Genomic DNA, 19152 nt, shown 5'->3' on the forward strand with positions numbered 1-19152 from the left:
AAACTAAACCAGAACGAATAAAATAATAAGGAGCATGCCTTTATGTCGAAAGGGACAATTAAAGAAATTTTATTCAACAGCAACGAATTACAAGAAGAGATAAAACTACTTGTTTATTTGCCTCCAGACTATTCTGCTTTATATAAGTATCATCTATTAATCGCTCAGGATGGAAAGGATTATTTTCAGCTGGGGCGGATTGGCAGGATTGCAGATGAACTGCATTCAAATCATCATATTCAAGGAACGATAATTGTCGGAATACCTTATAAAGACATCGCTGACAGAAGGGCTAAATACCATCCGGACGGAGAACAAACGCAAAGCTATATCCGTTTCCTTGCACATGAGCTTGTGCCATTTTTGGACAATGAATTTCCGACATATCAAATGGGGCTTGGACGTGGACTTATCGGTGATTCATTAGGAGCAACAGTATCCCTTATGACTGCATTAAAGTACCCGCATACATTCGGCAAGATAATGCTGCAGTCTCCATATGTAAATAAGGAAGTACTGACAGCTGTTGATGATTTTCAGTCCTTTCATCTGCTTGAAATATTTCATATAATCGGCAACCAAGAAACCGCTGTCAAAACTTCAAGCAATACAATTGAAGACTTCCTTGAACCTAATCGGAATTTGGCTAACCTGCTCCGTAAATCGAATGCTGATTACTATTACGAGGAATTCGATGGAAATCATACATGGAAATTCTGGCAGCCGTACTTAAAGAATATTTTAATGCAAATGTATCCAAGCTAAATTAACAACATTTTATATATGAAAATAATGAAAAAACAGATATTTTTGAACATCATTTTATAAATTTGTTATAATATCTTACAGATACTGCAAAAACTGCAAGTGGGGCTAAAAATGCCTGCCTTAAGAAGAACATTACTTGAAAAGATGAAATGGGGGTTTCAACCATGAAATATGGCATCGCTATTTTTCCAGGAAAAGAGCTGCAAGATTTAGCTAATTCTTACCGTAAGCGTTATGATCCCAAATACGCTCTAATACCGCCACATATAACATTAGTTGGCGAATTTAATGCAGATAATGATGAGATTAAAGCAATCAGCGACAAATTGCAGAAAGTGGCGAGCCATTACCATTCTATTGCCATTAAAGTTTTGAAAATCAGCACATTTCAGCCTGTCAATAATGTCATTTATCTTAAAATTGAACAAAACTCAAATTTAGAAGACCTACATACGGAAATTATTAATACAATTGGTGTTACACATGAGCATCCGTTTATTCCGCATGTCACACTTGGTCAGCAGCTTTCTAATGACGAACATTTAGATTTATACAGCAGCTTAAGAATGCGGACGTTCAGCCATGAAGAAACAGCTGATCGGTTTCATCTTTTGTATGAACTGGAAAATGGATCATGGACTGTATTTGAAACATTTCGTCTTGGTAAAGACGAATAAGTGGTTTAAGCAAGCACATACAGCTCGAAAAGGAGGATGTCCCTACGGACATCCTCCTTTGTTTATTTCCCTATTTTATTGTCTAGAATAACGAATGAGAAAGGATGATATTACATATGGATTTTTTCCACATCGGATCTGAGCTCGTTTTTGGATTTATCGCACTTCTTCTTTTCACTAAAATATTGGGAAAAACCGTTATCACCCAAGTAACAACCTTTGATTTTGTTTGTGTGCTCGTCATTGGAGAATTAGTAGGAAATGCGATGTATGATCAAGATACAGGTATTAAGGAAATATTATATGCAGTAATTATTTGGGGTACGCTGATTTTTCTGACAGAATTTTTAACACAGAAATTTCGCCGCTCTCGCAGTTTGCTTGAAGGAAAACCATCCATTATTATTCAAAAAGGGAAAATTGATTATGAACAGCTGAAGAAAAATCACCTTGATCTTAATCAGCTTCAGCATCTGCTGCGGACAAAAGACATCTTTTCCATAAAAGAGTGTCATTATGCGATATTGGAAACAGATGGGACAATCAATACGATAAAAAAACAGGCATATACAGCCCCTGCTCGCAACGAGCTTCAACTCCCAAGCGAAGACAGCACAATGCCTATCAGTCTTATATTAGATGGCGAAATTATTGATGAAAACTTGACTGCAGTCGGCTGGGATAAGAAAAAGCTCCTCTTAGAATTATCTGAATTAGGAATTCATTCTCACAAAACAGTTTTGTATGCAGAATGGCATGAAAATGACCCTTTATATGTACAAAACTTTTAAAATTAGACAAGCTCGTTGAAGTTCTGTCCCTTTCCTGTCAATGCGGCAAAGAGCTTGTCTGCCCCTTCCCTCTCTCGCTTAGAAAATTCCTGCTTGTTACTTGCGGCTAAAAACTGTCTTTCATTCTCATATGTAGTGGAAACAGCGGCAGGAGCATTTATTTTCTCACTTTTGAATGATTTTTCTTTTTGTGAGAGATCTTGTCTTACATACTGCTCATATTGGTAGTTTGTTAATGGAAGAATATAGCCCATATCGTTTGCCTCCTCAATGATTTTTATTAACCATACCCCTATTTCATTTATGGTAATCTTTTTTCTTCCCTTTAATATGGTCTTTTATTTTGCTATGATAATAAGTACGTTAAAAATTTATATACAAATGAAGTATTGTACGAAATTGAGGTTAACTATGGAAACAGCCTACTATTATGATAGATTAATACATTTATATACTGAGACCCGAAGCGACTGGCAAAAATGGCATGAAGCAGGAAAAAAAGGACTCCTTGCTTGCGCTGTTTGCGGTGAGGCCGTAAAGCTTTATTTAGGGATAAAAGCTAAGCCGCATTTTTACCATGCTTCTAATTTAGAGGCTTGTGTTATTAAAGCTACTCCTGCTGTCAAGGAGACTGCTGCTACTGCAGAGTCCGAAGAAACAAACGGCTTCCGATTGCCTAAGTCACGTTCCATTTCAACAACATCCTCTGTTCCCGAATTAAGCTTCAAAGAACCAAAAATAATTAAAACTACCTGTGACTCTGTGACTCTGCATCATACTGACTTACAAAGTACAGATTCTTATTTACATGCACTCTCACGTAGTGGTGTGCGGCTTGATGATTTCCAAAGCAAAGCAGTTACTACAAATGATAGGGCGGTTTTAGTCGTCGCCGGAGCAGGCAGTGGAAAAACACGTGTGTTAACTGCAAGGACTGCCTACCTTATTCATGAGAAAGAAGTAGATCCTGCTTCCATTATGCTTGTTACCTTTACAAGCAAAGCAGCACTGGAAATGAAGGAACGCCTTATGAAATATCCTGACATGTCAAAAGCCATCATCAGCCGGATTGTTTCTGGGACCTTTCACAGCATACTCTATCAAATCCTGCTTTTTCATGAGCCTGACAAATGGAAAAGGACGAATCTTTTGGCAAGCAACTGGCAAAAGGAACTGGTATTAAAAGAAATTGGCACAGAGCTTGGCATTGATATGAAGGATTTCCCAATTGATGCAGCCCTGCAATTAATAGGAGCATGGAAGAATTCCCTCCAGTTTCCGAATGAAATTAAGCCTGCTTCTGACTGGGAAGAAAAAGTCTTACCACTATACAAAAAGTATGAAGAAAGAAAACATATAAAAGGACTCTATGATTTTGACGACATGCTTGTTGGTGGGTATTACTTTTTCCTTGAAAATCCTACGATACTTGAAACATACCAGAACAGGTTCTCCCATTTTCTGCTGGACGAATTTCAGGATATAAATAAAGTTCAATATGAATGGATTAAATTGATGTCCCAAAAGGCTGAAAGTGTTTATGCTGTTGGTGATGATGATCAGGCTATTTATGCATTTCGAGGCAGTGACCCGAAATACCTGCTTGATTATGAAAAGGATTTTACAAATGCAAAGGTTATTTATTTGCAGAATAACTATCGTTCGACAAATGAAATTGTAGCTGCTGCAAATGAAGTTATAAAAATAAACAAAAATAGGCGTCCTAAAAAAATGGCAGCGACATATTCTGGAGGTAACCCTCTTCTTTTTTACCCTTATGATGAAGAAGAAGAAGCAACAATGATTGTGACAGATATAATCGAAAAAATCCAAGCTGGAGCAGAGCCAAAGGATTTTGCGATTTTATTTAGAACAAATACAAATAGCAGGGCAATGTTTGAACGACTTTCTTCCTCCAGTCTGCCATTTAGACTAGAGCAGGACTCTGGTTCCTTTTACAGCCGCTTTATCGTCAGGAGTATGCTCGCCTATTTAAAGCTTGCTGTCGATCCAGATGATCAGCATGCAGTCAGCAATTTATTGCCAACATTATTCCTGAAAAAAAGCGTGCTTCAGGATTTGAAGGCTTTAAGCATTTTAGAGGACTGCACGTTGGCTGATGGCTTTGCCAAAATTAAAACAGGCTTTGCCTTCCAGGAATCCAAATTAAAAAAGATGCCAGCTGCTTTCCAAAAATTAAAATCAGCTTCACCACTTGAGGCGATTGCCTATATTGAAAAAGAACTCGGCTTTAACGATTTCATAAAAAAACGGGGTAATGAAGGCAATCAATGGGATAAAGGCTCTGACGATCTCCGTGACTTGAAGGTTGTCGCAAAAAAATTCGGCACGATTGCTGAATTTGTTGCCTATACAGACCATATGATTGCCATGAATACAGAACTAAAAAAGCAATACCAAGATACAAAAAATGCGATTACCTTAACAACCATTCATCGTGCCAAAGGACTAGAATATAAAACTGTCTACATTTTGGGAACGGTCGACGGCTCTATCCCACATGAATACGCCTTGGAGGCATACCGCAACAGTGATACCCTGCCAATGGAAGAGGAAAGGCGTTTATTGTATGTTTCCATGACAAGATCAATGGAGAAGCTGTATGTATCTATTCCAATGCATTTGCGTGGGCGAAAAGCAAAAACCTCCCGTTTCTTAAATGCTGTAAAGCTTGCAGATTTGCCAAAAGGTGAAATATAAGGGTAACACTCAAGTTCAAGAGGTTACCCGCCAGCTTACTTTTTATTTATCATTTTAGACAGTGTGTTGAAATCAAGCTGCTTTCCATCCTTAACAATAGATTGAACAATTTTGTCTTCTGTTTCTTTGGGAACTGGTTTTCCAGCAATTTGCGATACTCGACGAATGACGCCTCTTACCGTCTGTTCATCTTTAAAGTTTGCATTTTGCAAAGAATTAGCCAAATCAAAAATGTCCTTCATGTTCACACCTGTTTTTGATTCTATATTCTTAAAGAAGTTATTATTCATACTCATATTTCCTCCCTCTTGAGCTATTTTACATATTATGTAGGTTCAATCAAAAGGTGAAAATATCGTGCGATTAAATAAAAAAAAATGAAAGGATAGGCTTTCCACTGGAAAACCTACCCTTTCGTTCATTTACTAATTATTAAGCATAGAAGCTAGCGCCAACAATAATCAATAGAATGAAAAGTACAACGATTAAAGCAAATGAAGAACCATAACCGCCGCCGCCGCTATAGCCGCCACCATATCCATATCCGCCGAAACACATACACCTTCACCTCACTTCTCCTTTATTCTTTAATAGCATATGGATTAAAGGATAATGTGTATAGGCAAGCTCCCAGCGTTTGGCGAATTGTACGATTGACTAACTAAGTGTTAAAAAAAATCGTCTTTTAACCCTTTGGTTTAAATATTAGTGCCCCAATGAAGCCAAAAACGATGGCTGCAGAAATACCTGAGCTTGTCACCTCAAACATACCTGTTAATACACCAATTAACCCATGAGTCTCTGCCTCCTGCATAGCACCATGCACTAAGGCATTTCCGAAGCTTGTTATTGGAATCGTTGCACCAGCTCCAGCAAAATCTGCAAACGGTTCATATAAGCCTAAACCATCTAATATGGCTCCTGCTACTACTAAAGAAGTCAATGTATGAGCTGGTGTCAGCCTGGCCACATCAAACATCAGCTGACCAATTACACAAATTAAACCTCCAATTACAAATGCCCAAAAAAACATTGGTAACATTATTCCGCCTCCTTCCTCTATATCTCAATTGATACGGCATGCGCAATACATGGGATTGATTCGCCTTGCTGAACCGTCAGTGGAGACAATAACGCTCCTGTTGCGACAACTAATATTCTTTTATAAGTTCCTTTTTTCATCTCATTCAGCAAATGCCCATATAAAACTGTTGCAGAGCAACCAGCCCCACTTCCTCCTGATTGCACTGGCTGATCACTTTTATATACAAGCAATCCGCAGTCCTTAAATTTATTTTCATCCGTATAAATTCCCTTTTCCTTCAGCAGAGCCATCACTGAGTCTCTGCCGATTTTGCCTAAATCACCTGTAACGATTAAATCATAATGAGTTGCATCAACACCTAAATCATTAAAATGAGCTTGGATTGTATCAGCTGCTGCTGGCGCCATTGCACCGCCCATATTAAATGGATCGATCAAGCCCATATCCATTACCTTGCCTATTGTTGCCGCAGTTGTATATGGTGTGTTTTGATAAGATCCGTCGTTTTGTGTCAATAATGCAACTCCAGCTCCCGTGACTGTCCATTGCGCTGTCGGCGGCTTTTGTCCGCCATACTCAGTTGGATAACGAAATTGCTTCTCCACTGCCGCGTTATGGCTGGATGCCCCTGTTAAAATATTTTTAGCTCCATTATAGTTAACGATAAAAGACGATAATGCCAAACCTTCCATTGAAGTGGAACAGGCCCCGAACAAACCAAAATATGGTATCTTCAAATCACGGGCAGCAAAGCTAGAAGGAGTTATTTGGTTAATAAGATCGCCTGCAAGCAGGAATTGAATATCTTCAGCTGCCCGTCCGCTTTTTTGAAGAGCAGTTTGTGCAGCCTCTTCCAAAAGAACTCTATGGGCCTGCTCATAAGATGTTTTGCCCATCCATAAGTCTTCATGTAGAACATCAAAGTCCTTCGCCAAATTCCCATTTCCTTCAAATGGTCCACCTGAAACACCTGTAGACTGGATAACAGGCTTGTTTTCAAAAATCCATGATTGCTTCCCTTTTAACAATTACATAACCCCCCTTGCCATTAAAACAATGGTTTTAATCAATGCAACAACAAAAGCAGCAAAAACACCAAATAGGATGACAGAACCTGCCAATTTAAAAATATTTCCACCAACCCCTAACACAAACCCCTCAGTACGATGCTCTATCGCCGCAGAAATAATGCTGTTTCCGAAGCCTGAGACTGGCACTGCACTCCCTGCTCCAGCAAATTGACCGAGGCGGTCATAAATACCAAAACCAGTCAGCAGCATGGACAGAAATATGATTGTCGCACTTGTCGGATTTCCCGATGTTTGCTCTGTGAAGTGGAAAAAATAAATATATAAAAAAGAAAACAGTTGTCCAAGGGCACAAATAATACCGCCAACAAAAAAAGCTTTTATGCAATTTTTTACTACTGGCCTTTTTGTTTCAAATTGCTTTTCTAGCTGCTCGTACTGTTTTTGCTGTGGTGTCTTTTTTTTCTTCGCCATTATTACCTTCTCCTTATGTTAATTCATTGGTGAGATTGATTATTTCCTCAAGTCGCTTGTCAGCCTGCTTTTCACTATAATCCTTATCCTTCATCTTATCTCCAAGCCTGATGGATTCTAAAAATATCTTATAATCGCTCGATACAGTGAATGTATGGTCAGGAAACTTATCACTTAATATCTTGTTTAAATCGCTCTCAATGGCCTTCATCCTAAATCTGGACATGTGCTTGACCTTGTAAGCAACAAGAATATCCTTCGAGCCTTTAATAACTGCCACATCATAAATTGACTTTATGGAGCTCGCTTCATCTTTTACTTGCTCTACTAATATTTGCTCAAGCTGATCTGGATTTTTTGTAATCGTTAATGGAGCAGGATTCACCTTTGTGAATAGAGCTTTCCCGCTTGACGGAGATGACTCCTCACACCCAGTCAACATTAAGAGCATGATAATAAATAAACCAAAAAACCGTTTTTTATATGTCATATTCGTCCCTTCCTATGTAAAAGATGTATGGTTTCGCTTTGTTTTATTTTCTTCGTTTCTTTTGTTTTTTATGAAAAAAAATTTAGAAATGTAAGTACCCAACTTTTGTAAATAAAAAAGAACGGCTTCGTCCGTTCTTTTCTAGAATATTATTATCCTTTTGATGTAAATACTTTTTTCCCACAGCCACAGCCAGATTTTTTCACCTTTTTTTTACGGGGTGTAGCAGTTGCGGCTTCTTCTTTTTTTGTCGTTTTTTTCATCATTCCAAGACCTCCCGTTTGAATGTAGACATCAGAATATGTCTACCACATTGTATGTCAAGGAAATTTGTGTGTGTAAACAACTAGCCTAACAAATCAATCACTGTAAATTAATGGTTATAGGCAACTTTTTGTACAGCTGCTTCTATAAGAGATGCAGCACCAGCAATCGCCAATATAAGTACAAGCGGTGAACAAATAGCCGGTAGAAAATAATATAAAAGGACAAGAAAGGCTGCACACCATATTCCTGTACACCAGTAACAGCTGATTAATTCTCCAAAAAATCCTCTAACCTTCCCCGACTTCGGAACATAATATATCTCATCAGTTCCCGCTTCACTTTCTTCAATTATTTCATCTAGTACAATCCGCCGAAGGAATTCTGTTATGCGGTCAAACACTAATAATCTTGTCAGGCGAAATGTGGCTAAAACAAGCAGCAGCAGCTCCATCCATTCAATATTCAATTTAAGTCCTCCTTAAATTTAATTCTTCTTATACCTTAATATGAAGAAATGGATCTTTAAGTGCCTATTAGCTGCAGCAGACAGTTTCATTTCTTAGGCATATGCCTAAATTTCAAGAAAAAAGGCGTTTGTCCGTAACCCATAAGGGCCTTCGGCAATATGTTAGTAGTGTAGTATCACAAAGAAAGAAACAAACAAGGAGGAAATCAATTATGGGTTGTGGAAAAAAAGATGATGTTTTAGGTACTTCTAGCTGTGTTTGCGAAGTGGTTCGTGCCATTAAAGATATTCAAGATAGTGCAGAAGATAACTGCGAATGTGAAACAAATTGCTTTTCTGAGCCACTAGGTTCACTTGTTTCGCCAACAAAACGCAGTAAAGCAGATACGCGCGTATTTGTATTAAAAACAGCTGACGGCTCGCCTTTCCATGCTTTCTTTAGAGGAGATGACTGTGCATGTGTGTCTATCTTCTTCCGCGTAGAAGAAGTTTTTGACAACTGCTGTGCAGTATTGAGAGTGCTTGCACCAGTTACTAACACTCACTCTGGCAGAGAAACACTTGATATCACAGGACCAAAAGGTGTTGACCTTGGCAAGATCTGTGAAGTGGATGGATTCCGTCGCACAAGCGATTGCATCACAGTCGACTTGAAATGCTTCTGTGCAGTACAATGTATTGCTGATGTTGATTTAGACATCTGTGAATAATATAGGTGAAATCTTTACCTTCAACCAGTCATTTTATATGGCTGGTTGTTTATTTTTATTAAGAACCTAGCTTTGTCAGCTGAAAGGTTATTTAACATTTTCCACAAAACATCCCGCACCATCCTTGTTGCACTTTTAGCATGTTCGTTTTTTATTGGTGATAAGAGCTCATATAATTTCTGTTACACCTAACCAACAAACTTCCTAACACGAAATATACATAAAAAAAAACGCACTTTTTACAGTGCGTTTTTACTTGAGCCGATGTTTACATACCGACCATCTTAACCTCAATAATTTTCTTTGTGAAAAGGGAGATTTCCTCGCCATCCATTAACTTCACTGTGACTGTCTTGTCAGCTTTTCCTATAATAAATCCTCTGAATTGCTGACCATCTGCTACCGTCACAATACACGCAACTGGAGGCAGCTGTTTCGGAAAGTTAAAAAGATAATTCAGCTTCTCTTCTACATCCATATCCCTGAAGCTTTTAAGCTTGCGGAATGCTGGTTGTCGTACCGGCATTTCTTGTTGTTCTGCCTGTTCGACATGATACTCATGTATTTGATCTCGAACAGCTGCTGGAGTTTCAATCATACCGATTGCACGATCATTTTCGGATATCTTTTCTTTATTACTTTCAAGCATTGCTGTTCTTTCCATTTCCTCTCGTTGCTTTTGCTTTACTCTTTGTGCTTTTTTAGCTGAGAATGTAGTTTGCATATTTTCTTTAACGACAGGTGTGTGCTGAAACAAGAGAGGTGATTCTTTTCTTGCTGTTTTCTTCCTCATACTGTCACCTCCTACTACATATAGGAATGCAAGAGTCATAAAGATACCACTTGCCTACTTCACCCTAATGTATGCTGGGGCATGCTTTAATGTTAATCACATTGCTTTTGTTTATCGTCACTCCTTTAAAGATATTCTAATAGCTGGTATAGTATTCAAACAGAAATAAAGCACTGACCTGTGCGGCCAGTGCTTTTGGGTTATTATGAAATAATATGGAATCCAGAATCAACGTGGATGTTTTCGCCTGTTATTCCTCTTGCCATATCGCTGAATAAGAATACCGCAGTATCTCCGACTTCTTCAGGAGTTGTCGTTCTTCTTAGCGGTGAACGGTCTTCAATCTCCTTCAGGATGGAGTTAAAGTCACTGATTCCTTTTGCAGACAGGGTACGAATCGGTCCTGCTGAAATGGAATTGACACGAATTCCGTCTTTTCCTAAATCAGATGCTAAGTAACGAACACTTGCATCAAGAGAAGCCTTTGCCACACCCATTACATTGTAATTTCTGATAGCACGTTCGCCGCCCAAATACGTTAGAGTTACAATGCTTCCGCCTTCTGTCATTAACCCTTTCGCTTCTTTAGCAACAGCAGTCAATGAATATGAGCTGATGTTATGGGCAAGCAAGAATCCTTCTCTTGTCGTATTCATGTAGTCCCCTTGAAGCTCTTCCTTGTTGGCAAAAGCAATGCAGTGAGCAATTCCATGAATTGTACCAACATCGTTCTTAATTGTTTGAAAGCATTTTGCAATGTCTTCGTCATTTGTTACATCACATGGCAAAACGATGCTATCCGATGTATCAAGTGTAGCCACAAGGTCACGTACACTTTTCTCCAATCTTTCCCCTGCATATGTGAACACTAAACGTGCACCTGCTTTATGAAGGGATGTCGCAATGCCCCATGCAATGCTTCGTTTGTTCGCTACACCCATAACGACATAGGTTTTTCCTGTTAATGAAAAGCTCATATTTTATCCTCCTAATATATATTACAAGTTATTAGTACCTAGTACTAATTTTACTATACTATCACCAAAAAGAAAAGTACTGTACAGTAGTCATTTGGTTTATTTTCCAATGAAGTATTATTATATTCGTTCTAAATTCCTCTTCAGTTCCCTTACATATTCTTCTGATCCCGTTACAATTAAGTGGTCATGTAGCTGAAGCTCCGTATCTCCATGCGGTATAACTGAATCTGCTCCCCTGAAAATACGTACAAAAATAACGTCTCCTGTAAAAGGGAATTTTCTCAATGTCATTCCTTCAAATCCTTTATTTTTAATCGTAATTTCATGTAAGGAAGTCTCGTTATTCCCTAACAAAGCAAGAATACTTGGTGATTGTATCATTGCCTTAAGCAGAGCCTTTGTTGATGTAAATGATGAAAATACTTCAATCCCTTCACTTTGCAGATAGGCTTCCCTTTCAATGTCTTCCATTCTGCATATAACCCTATCAATCCCAGCCTGCTTTAATAGAAGGCTCATTCTTTCATTTTCACTGCTGTCTCCAGTAGAAACAACTACAATATCTGATGCCACTATATTCGTATTCATGATTACTTCTTCGGTATAATTATCCAGCTCTGTTATTTCAAATAATGAATCAGCAATTTGTAAATTAAGCTTTTCTTGTTTTTTATGATAAAATTTCACCTTGTAATAAGGTGCCTTTAATTCTTGATATAGCTGCATTGTTATCTGATTTACACCAATGATTGAAATATTTACTGCCTTTTCCCCTGCTGTTTCCTTTGGGAAAAGCTTTTTGAAAACGATTGGTGTAATAATACATGAGATTATTGCAACAAGAATAAATATCCCGCTCATTTGGGAGGTAATAATATTCATTCTTTCTCCTATTGTTGCTGCTGCAATTACTAAAGACAATGTCGAAGTCAATAAAAATCCTGATGACACTACAGTGCTGTTGTCATACCACTTCCTTAAATACAAGGAAGGCACCATCTTGCTTGCTAATAATGCCAGCAATAAGAGCGGTATAAATAAAAGCAGCATTGGATCCGTAAAAAGTGACCACAAATCCATCTTTACACCGATCATAACGAAAAATATGGGGATTAAAAATCCATAGCCAAACGAATCAAGTTGATGCACAAGCTCTTCATTCGGTGATAACAGCGATACAAGCACTCCTGCCAAAAATGCCCCAAGAATATTTTCTGCACCGACTGTTTCAGACAATGCTACTAAGAAAATAATTAATGCAAATACAGCCCTTGTGCCGATCTGAACTGTTCCTTTTGACATAGAATCTGCCGTATTTTTGTTTTTAAAGCGTCTGCCTGCAAAGTATAAAAGCACTCCTGCTGCAAAGAGAATTAGTAACAGCCACGTGTTACCGCCGCTTTCATGAATGGAGGCAAATACTGCGAGCAGAATCATTGTTGCAAGATCTGCGATAACCGCAACAAGCAGGATTATTTGCCCTATTGCCGTTTTCATGATATTTGCTTCTTTTAAAGTTGGTACGACCACCCCAAGAGAAATAGTAGAGATGATAATAGTCATTAAGAAAATACTATCCACAAAGCCTGCGAGCACAAATAAATAGCTCAGAATAAGGGATAAAACAAAGATAGCGACAAAGATGATCATAGACGTTGAAAATGGCTTTGGCTCAAGCTTGCCATTCGACAACGTCTCTCTTTTTTTCTTGCTTGAAAAAGATTTAAAGTCTATCTCCAGTCCACTTAAAAACATGAGAAAAATAAATCCTAAAGTAGATAATGTCTCGAGCCAAGTATCCTGCTCTACAAGATTAAACCCGCTCTTTCCAATAATTAATCCCATTATTATTTCTGCAACCACGACAGGAATAACATTTAACTTAAGGCGGTGCAAAATAATCGGTGTCAGCAATGCCACAATAATGACAATCATTAAGGACATTACGGATGCGCCGTGTTCCATTCCTTTTCCTCCCCTGAAAATAATGTTCATTATCATGTAAAACTTAACTAGTCAAAAAACCCATAAACATTGTTGCCATTCCAAAATAAATCAAAATACTAATAATATCATTTAATGTTGTAATAAACGGACCTGAGGCAACAGCAGGATCAATTTTTAGTTTATTCATTACGATCGGGATTATAGAACCAGCAATCGTAGCAACGATGAGTGTCCCTAAAATTGATGCCCCTACTAATAATCCTAAGTAAATATTGCCTTTCCAAAAATAAATGACAAAGGTTACGAGAATCCCGCAGACTCCCCCTGTAATCAACCCTGTACCGGCTTCACGAATTATCAGCTTGAGCTTGCTCTCCTTCTCCAAGTCACCCGTCGCAATACCTCGTACAGCAACGGCTAAAGCCTGTGTCCCTGTGTTACCGGCCATTCCTGCAATAAGCGGGATGAAAACTGCGAGGATCGAAACATTACTCAATATTTCCTCAAATCTGCCAATCAAGCTTGCTGTGAACATTCCTAAGAATAATAAAATAATCAGCCACGGCAATCTTTTTTTGGCAGCAGAAATAGGATGCTGGTCGACATAGTCCATATTAGATACTGCTGCAAGCTTAGAATAATCATCTGAAGCCTCTTCCTCGAGTACATCCACAATATCATCTATCGTAATGATACCAAGCAGTCTCCTTTGAAAGTCCACTACTGGCAATGCGAGAAAATCATAGTCCCGCATTTTCCTTGCAGCTTCCTCCCTTGTTTGACTAACAGAAACAGAATAGACACTGTCATTCATGATGTCAGCAATAAGTGTATTATCGTCACTGATAATAAGATTCCTTAATGAAACGACCCCAACAAGAGCTTTCAGCTCATCAACCACATAAATATAATAAATCGTTTCGGCATTAGGAGCTTCCATCTTCAGCAAACTCATTGCTGCTGATACCGTCATATGGGAATACAAGCTAACATACTCTAATGTCATAATACTCCCAGCAGTGTCTTCCTCATAATCCATCAATGCCTTCACATTGCTTGCCGCTTCAACCGACATAAGTGCAATATAGCTGATTGCCTGTTCTTTTTGAAGAGCATTTAAGATATCAGCTGCATCATCTGCCGACATGTTTGTAAAAATGTCGGCCACATAGGAAGGCAAAAGTCTGGCAAACAGCTCCTGATAATCACGATCCTCCATTTCTAAATGCTCAAACAGCTCCGCAATTTCTTCCGGTGCCAAAAAATGAAAGACAAGCTCCTGTTCTTCCTTCTCCAATTCCTTAAAAAATGAAGCTTGATCATACGGATGCAGATCTATAAACGCTTCTCTGAACTTCGTTAAGTTTGCATTTTGTAAAGAATGGAGCAATACTTTTTGTTTTTCTTCATAGATGCTCATAATCTCTTTCAATCATATCCTCCTTTCAAAAGATTCCTTTATACTAACAAACCAAGTAAGATTTGTCGTCCATCTCACTAATTTCACACAGAAATTTATTATTTGTTTACAAAATAATGACTGTAAATAAGAGAGGCTATTATATATTCCCCTTTTTTCAGTAAGTAAAACTTTCATGTTACCTCATAATATTCTGTTTCCTACAAAAGCTAATGGATACGACAAGTAGGACTTAATAGTTGGAGGAAAGATATGAAACTGGATATTATTGGAGACGTTCATGGTTGCTTTGAAGAACTTCAAGCTTTAACAACAAAGCTTGGATATAGTTGGGATTCAGGTTATCCCGTTCATCCAGAGGAAAGGAAGCTTGCTTTTGTCGGTGATCTAACAGACCGCGGCCCTTTTTCCCTTCGTGTTATCGAGGTTGTTTGCACACTGATTGAAAAAAAATTAGGTTATTATGTGCCTGGAAATCACTGCAACAAATTATATCGCTATTTTTTAGGAAGGAAGGTCCAAATTAAGCATGGCTTGGAAACAACAGTAGAAGAGCTAACACAATTGAAGCACAAGGATAGAGAGCTTATTAAAACTAGATTTATGAAGCTATATGATAATTCCCCTTTATACCAAGTCCTTGATAACGGGAAGCTTATCATTGCCCATGCAGGGATTAAAGAAGAGTTTATCGGCAAGCATTCAGACAAGGTGAAAACATTTGTCCTATATGGAGATATAACAGGCGAAACACATCCTGACGGTTCACCTGTCCGCATGGATTGGGCAAAGTCTTATTCAGGAAATGCAGTGATTGTGTATGGGCATACACCTGTAAAAGAGGTTCGTAAAGTTAATAATACCTTTAATATTGATACAGGGGCAGTATTCGGAGGACAGCTTTCTGCGTTAAGCTATCCAGAATGGACAATACAATCTGTGCCTTCTTCCATGCCTTTTGTTGCAGAGAAATTTCGTTCGTTTGAATAATAAAAAAAGAGTCCAAGGCCTAAAACCTTGGTCTCCTTTTTCACTCAATAAGCTTTTTCATATCTTCAGGAAGGTCAATGGAAAACTCGATATCACGGCCAGAGATCGGATGGATAAATGCTAGTTTCGAACAATGGAGTGCTTGCCTCCCCATTGTGTTTCGTGCCCCGCCATATAAATCATCGCCGACAAGCGGATGTCCGATATATGAAAGATGAACACGGATTTGATGTGTTCTGCCCGTTTCCAAGGAGAGCCCGACAGCAGCAAATGCCTTATGTTGACTTAAAACATGATAGTGCGTTATTGCCGTCTGTTCGCCCTCTCTCACTTCCCTTTTAATGATACTGTCTCCACATCTGCCTATTGGAGCATTGATTGTACCGTGCATTTCAGTAAAAACACCTTCAGCAAAGGCTGTATAATTTCGTTGGACTAAACCGCCCTTTTGCTGTTCACTTAAAAGGTGGTGGATATGACGATGCTTTGCAATAAGGACAACGCCTGATGTATCTCTGTCCAGCCTTGTCACAATATGTGTCGTTGCAGCTATTTTTCGTTTCGTATAATAACCGAAAATTGCATTTGCAAGGCTGCCTGAAGGATGCTCTCTTGAAGGAATTGTGTTCATGCCGCTCGGCTTAACCACAATTAGCAGAAAATCATCCTCATAGATAATTTCAAGCGGTATTTCTTCTGGAACCAAGCCGGCACTTGGCTTTTCGACAGGGAAAGCTACGGAAATTTGATCGCCCTTTTTTACTCTATAGCGGACATTCTGCTCTAAATTATTGACGGTTATCTTACCGCCTTTGAATTTAATATCGGTGAGCGCTGATTTTGAAATTGATTTCTCTTTTAGAAAATCCTTCAGCAGCACTTCCCTGTCCTCTTCCATGATCCAGTCTAACTTAAATGTCACACACCTTGCACTCCTATTTCCTTTTTATCATTCCGAAATGAAAGAATCATGAACCCTTTTCCAAAATGGAAATGATCTGTATCTTGCAAATCGTATTTTCTCTTCGGCAACCCGATAATGAATTGATTTTACTTTCTTATGAAGCAGTGTCAAATGATCGATGGAAATACGGAAATCAGGCTCATTAACAGGACGCAGCACGCATGTATGATGCTCAGGGATTATAAGCGGAGAGCCTACTGTTCGAAAGACACGATTATTTATTGAGGCCATTTCTGCCAATTGTATCGCTCTAATAGATGGATGAAGCAGTGCTCCTCCTAAGGCTTTATTATAAGCTGTGCTTCCTGACGGTGTTGAAACACATAATCCGTCTCCTCTAAAGCGCTCAAAATGTTCACCTCTTATTTCTACATCCATCACAAACGTGCCGTCAATACTTTTAACAGTTGATTCATTGAGAGCAAGATATCTCGTTTCCTTTTCCTCATCCTGATATTGAACTGTCACTTCAAGCAGCGGATATTCGACAACACTGTAAGGCGTCTTTGCTATTGCTATAACTAGCTTTTCAATTTCATCTGGCGTCCAGTCGGCATAAAAGCCAAGATGACCTGTGTGAACTCCAACAAAAGCAGTTTTGTCTAAGCGGCTGCTGTAACGGTGAAACGCATATAATAAAGTTCCATCCCCACCGACTGAAATGACGATATCCGGCTCTTCTTCCTCATACTCCATCTCAAAATCAAGCAAGTATTGCTTTAATAGCTGTACCAAGTTATCCGATTTTGAATCACCTTTTGAGGTTACGGCAAATTTCATTTTTTATAGCTCCTCTTTGAAATGATGAAAAATCATTTTTTCCTGTCCTTCTTCTCTTTTTTTCGATTGAAAAAAGCTTGTGCTTCCTGGATTTCTCCGCGAATAAGTGACATTTCCTTATCGAGGCGGAAGGCAGCTTCAGCTGCTCCCTGCAATCTCATTTGGATATCCTTTGGAAATTGCCCTTTATATTTATAGTTAAGTGAATGTTCAATCGTTGCCCAGAAGTTCATAGCTAGCGTACGAATCTGTATTTCCATTAACAGCTTCTTCTCACCGTTGATCGTTTGAACGGGATAACTAATTACAACATGATAAGAGCGATAGCCGCTCTCTTTTCTGTGAAGGATATAGTCTCTTTCCTCGACAATTTCAAAATCATTACGCTGTCTTAGTAATTCTACTACTCTTATAATATCGTCAACAAACGGACACATCATACGCAGACCAGCTATATCCTGCATCTCTGTTCCTAACTTGTCTAAAGGTATCCCCTTTTCATTTGCCTTATCAAGAATGCTTGCTATCGGCTTCACTCTTCCTGTGACAAATTCAATCGGTGAATGCTCATCCTCGTGCTCAAACTGGCGTCTCATGCCCTTTAGCTTCACTTTTAATTCATCTACCGCTTGTTTATAAGGGGCTAAAAATTGATCCCACTGCATGTATAACACCCCATTTTCATAGGTTTCCTTCTTTGTATGTAAGTATATTTCTACTATTAAGAAAATACGGACGTAACAGCCTGCTCCATTTCTTCCCCGTAATTGCCGTTACCCTCAATATTATCAATTAAGTATTCCATTTCTTCTTTCCAATCAATCAACTCAAGGTTGTCTTGGCCATTTGACAAATATAGTTTAAGATTTGCTGCTAAGCCTTCCTTAATGCTCGGCCAAATATCCTTATGAAGGACAATATAAACATACTCGTCTTCTTTTTCTGCTATATATATAAATGCGAAAGAATCAGAATCAACCAGAATTTGTCCCTTAGGTGTCAGCTGGCTAACTGGGTAACTTTCGTCTACTTTCAAGCTGATCTTTGTATCTGCTATTTCTGCCTTTAGTACTTGTAGTTTTTCTGTCATTTCTCCACCCTCCAACTATGCACTATTTTACCACATTGCTTAAATTTATCCTAAACATTGCGGTTAGAAACAAACAAAGAGATAATAAATACAAGAAGATAATTAATTAAGTACGGGAAAAATGCCGTGAAAGGATATTAGATAATGGAGAAAAACATCGAAATTGAATTTAAAAACATGCTTACAAAAACGGAATACAATAAGTTACTTAACCATTTCCAAGTGAAGGAAACTGAATTGTTCAAGCAGGAGAACCATTATTTTGATACAAAGAACTTTGAACTTAAAGAGCGCAGTTCTGCTCTTCGCATCCGTAAAAAGCAATCAGGCTATGAACTGACATTAAAGCAGCCTTGTGATGATGGCTTGCTCGAAACAAATAAGCAGCTCACTGTCGAAGCTGGTGAGGAAATGATTCAAACTGGTAAAATAAATGACGAACAGTTTGCATCCATTTTAGAAGAAATGGGAATTTCTCCTGAGAGTATTGTCTATTTCGGTTCACTAAGCACAATACGCGCAGAAAAGGAAACTGGAAATGGTTTACTAGTTTTTGACCACAGTTTTTATTTAAATATCGAAGATTATGAGTTAGAATATGAAGTAAGCGACAGAAAAGAAGGACAAGCCCATTTCCAAGAGCTTCTCGATTCTTTTCAGATTCCAATAAGAGAGACGAAAAATAAAGTAAGAAGATTTTATGAACAAAAATATACGAACGATATAAATTCATAACAAAGTTTACCAGTAT

23 protein-coding genes are annotated in these 19152 nt (G+C 38.4%); 7 read left to right on the forward strand and 16 right to left on the reverse strand.

Annotated elements, in window-relative coordinates; translation table 11 throughout:
• The first annotated feature begins 42 nt into the window (after nt 1–42).
• The 3 genes from CEQ21_RS08845 (at nt 43) to CEQ21_RS08855 (ending at nt 2236) form a co-directional block, all read left to right on the forward strand.
• Complete coding sequence (locus CEQ21_RS08845) at nt 43–765, forward strand: alpha/beta hydrolase (RefSeq protein WP_185764302.1); 723 nt, start codon at nt 43–45, stop codon at nt 763–765.
• A gap of 167 nt (nt 766–932) precedes the next feature.
• Entirely contained in the window at nt 933–1445 is a 513-nt protein-coding gene (locus tag CEQ21_RS08850; protein WP_127735800.1) for a 2'-5' RNA ligase family protein, read from the forward strand.
• 116 nt (nt 1446–1561) lie between these two features.
• Nucleotides 1562–2236, forward strand: coding sequence for a DUF421 domain-containing protein (locus tag CEQ21_RS08855; protein ID WP_185764303.1), 675 nt, complete (start codon nt 1562–1564; stop codon nt 2234–2236).
• 2 nt (nt 2237–2238) lie between these two features.
• Here CEQ21_RS08855 and CEQ21_RS08860 read toward each other — a convergent pair whose 3' ends face one another.
• Entirely contained in the window at nt 2239–2490 is a 252-nt protein-coding gene (locus CEQ21_RS08860) for a hypothetical protein (protein WP_185764304.1), read from the reverse strand.
• A 157-nt stretch (nt 2491–2647) separates the two neighbouring features.
• Between CEQ21_RS08860 and CEQ21_RS08865 the strand changes: the two genes are divergently transcribed.
• On the forward strand, nt 2648–4957 hold the full coding sequence (locus CEQ21_RS08865) for a UvrD-helicase domain-containing protein (RefSeq protein ID WP_185764305.1): 2310 nt from the start codon (nt 2648–2650) through the stop codon (nt 4955–4957).
• Between the two features lie 35 nt (nt 4958–4992).
• Here the strand turns inward: CEQ21_RS08865 and CEQ21_RS08870 are convergent, their stop codons facing one another.
• From CEQ21_RS08870 to CEQ21_RS08900, 7 genes are all read right to left on the reverse strand, one after another.
• Nucleotides 4993–5247: a sporulation-specific transcription regulator SpoVIF gene (locus CEQ21_RS08870; protein ID WP_127736704.1), complete on the reverse strand. Its 255-nt coding sequence runs from the start codon at nt 5245–5247 to the stop codon at nt 4993–4995.
• A gap of 142 nt (nt 5248–5389) precedes the next feature.
• Entirely contained in the window at nt 5390–5515 is a 126-nt protein-coding gene (locus CEQ21_RS08875; protein WP_144452048.1) for a YjcZ family sporulation protein, read from the reverse strand.
• Between the two features lie 127 nt (nt 5516–5642).
• Nucleotides 5643–5999, reverse strand: coding sequence for a stage V sporulation protein AE (spoVAE, locus tag CEQ21_RS08880; RefSeq protein ID WP_185764306.1), 357 nt, complete (start codon nt 5997–5999; stop codon nt 5643–5645).
• A gap of 17 nt (nt 6000–6016) precedes the next feature.
• Nucleotides 6017–7030 carry a stage V sporulation protein AD gene (gene spoVAD, locus CEQ21_RS08885; protein WP_185764307.1) on the reverse strand — a complete coding sequence of 338 codons (1014 nt, stop codon included), beginning with the start codon at nt 7028–7030 and terminating at the stop codon, nt 6017–6019.
• On the reverse strand, nt 7031–7504 hold the full coding sequence (gene spoVAC, locus CEQ21_RS08890; RefSeq protein WP_185764308.1) for a stage V sporulation protein AC: 474 nt from the start codon (nt 7502–7504) through the stop codon (nt 7031–7033).
• Between the two features lie 13 nt (nt 7505–7517).
• Nucleotides 7518–7994: a sporulation protein gene (locus CEQ21_RS08895; RefSeq protein WP_185764309.1), complete on the reverse strand. Its 477-nt coding sequence runs from the start codon at nt 7992–7994 to the stop codon at nt 7518–7520.
• 373 nt (nt 7995–8367) lie between these two features.
• Nucleotides 8368–8727 (reverse strand): DUF1360 domain-containing protein, encoded by a 360-nt coding sequence (locus CEQ21_RS08900; protein WP_185764310.1) that lies wholly within the window; start codon nt 8725–8727, stop codon nt 8368–8370.
• 212 nt (nt 8728–8939) lie between these two features.
• Between CEQ21_RS08900 and CEQ21_RS08905 the strand changes: the two genes are divergently transcribed.
• Complete coding sequence (locus CEQ21_RS08905; RefSeq protein WP_185764311.1) at nt 8940–9437, forward strand: CotY/CotZ family spore coat protein; 498 nt, start codon at nt 8940–8942, stop codon at nt 9435–9437.
• A 268-nt stretch (nt 9438–9705) separates the two neighbouring features.
• Here CEQ21_RS08905 and CEQ21_RS08910 read toward each other — a convergent pair whose 3' ends face one another.
• The 4 genes from CEQ21_RS08910 to mgtE all read right to left on the reverse strand — a co-directional run bounded on the left by CEQ21_RS08910 (nt 9706) and on the right by mgtE (nt 14577).
• Complete coding sequence (locus CEQ21_RS08910) at nt 9706–10230, reverse strand: CotO family spore coat protein (protein ID WP_185764312.1); 525 nt, start codon at nt 10228–10230, stop codon at nt 9706–9708.
• Between the two features lie 203 nt (nt 10231–10433).
• Nucleotides 10434–11207 carry an enoyl-ACP reductase FabI gene (gene fabI, locus CEQ21_RS08915; RefSeq protein WP_185764313.1) on the reverse strand — a complete coding sequence of 258 codons (774 nt, stop codon included), beginning with the start codon at nt 11205–11207 and terminating at the stop codon, nt 10434–10436.
• Nucleotides 11208–11327: 120 nt separating this feature from the next.
• A complete protein-coding gene (locus CEQ21_RS08920; protein ID WP_185764314.1) occupies nt 11328–13175 on the reverse strand; it encodes a monovalent cation:proton antiporter family protein in 1848 nt (615 codons plus the stop codon).
• 43 nt (nt 13176–13218) lie between these two features.
• Nucleotides 13219–14577, reverse strand: a complete 1359-nt coding sequence (mgtE, locus tag CEQ21_RS08925) for a magnesium transporter (protein WP_185767203.1) — start codon at nt 14575–14577, stop codon at nt 13219–13221.
• Nucleotides 14578–14829: 252 nt separating this feature from the next.
• On the opposite strand from mgtE, the gene prpE reads away from it, so the two are divergent.
• A complete protein-coding gene (prpE, locus tag CEQ21_RS08930; protein WP_185764315.1) occupies nt 14830–15567 on the forward strand; it encodes a bis(5'-nucleosyl)-tetraphosphatase PrpE in 738 nt (245 codons plus the stop codon).
• Between the two features lie 40 nt (nt 15568–15607).
• On the opposite strand, the gene CEQ21_RS08935 is transcribed toward prpE, so the two are convergent.
• From CEQ21_RS08935 to CEQ21_RS08950, 4 genes are read right to left on the reverse strand one after another with little or no spacing between them, the layout of a single operon-like run.
• Complete coding sequence (locus CEQ21_RS08935) at nt 15608–16465, reverse strand: RluA family pseudouridine synthase (protein ID WP_185767204.1); 858 nt, start codon at nt 16463–16465, stop codon at nt 15608–15610.
• Between the two features lie 51 nt (nt 16466–16516).
• Nucleotides 16517–17311 carry an NAD kinase gene (locus CEQ21_RS08940; RefSeq protein ID WP_144452039.1) on the reverse strand — a complete coding sequence of 265 codons (795 nt, stop codon included), beginning with the start codon at nt 17309–17311 and terminating at the stop codon, nt 16517–16519.
• Between the two features lie 32 nt (nt 17312–17343).
• Entirely contained in the window at nt 17344–17976 is a 633-nt protein-coding gene (locus tag CEQ21_RS08945) for a GTP diphosphokinase (RefSeq protein ID WP_328593470.1), read from the reverse strand.
• 56 nt (nt 17977–18032) lie between these two features.
• Nucleotides 18033–18401: a UPF0738 family protein gene (locus CEQ21_RS08950; protein WP_185764317.1), complete on the reverse strand. Its 369-nt coding sequence runs from the start codon at nt 18399–18401 to the stop codon at nt 18033–18035.
• Nucleotides 18402–18545: 144 nt separating this feature from the next.
• Here CEQ21_RS08950 and CEQ21_RS08955 point away from each other — a divergent pair, with 144 nt between their 5' ends.
• Nucleotides 18546–19136 (forward strand): CYTH domain-containing protein, encoded by a 591-nt coding sequence (locus tag CEQ21_RS08955; RefSeq protein ID WP_185764318.1) that lies wholly within the window; start codon nt 18546–18548, stop codon nt 19134–19136.
• The last annotated feature ends 16 nt before the right edge of the window (nt 19137–19152 follow it).

This window comes from Niallia circulans (genome assembly GCF_007273535.1).
Classification (GTDB): Bacteria; Bacillota; Bacilli; order Bacillales; family Cytobacillaceae; genus Niallia; species Niallia circulans_B.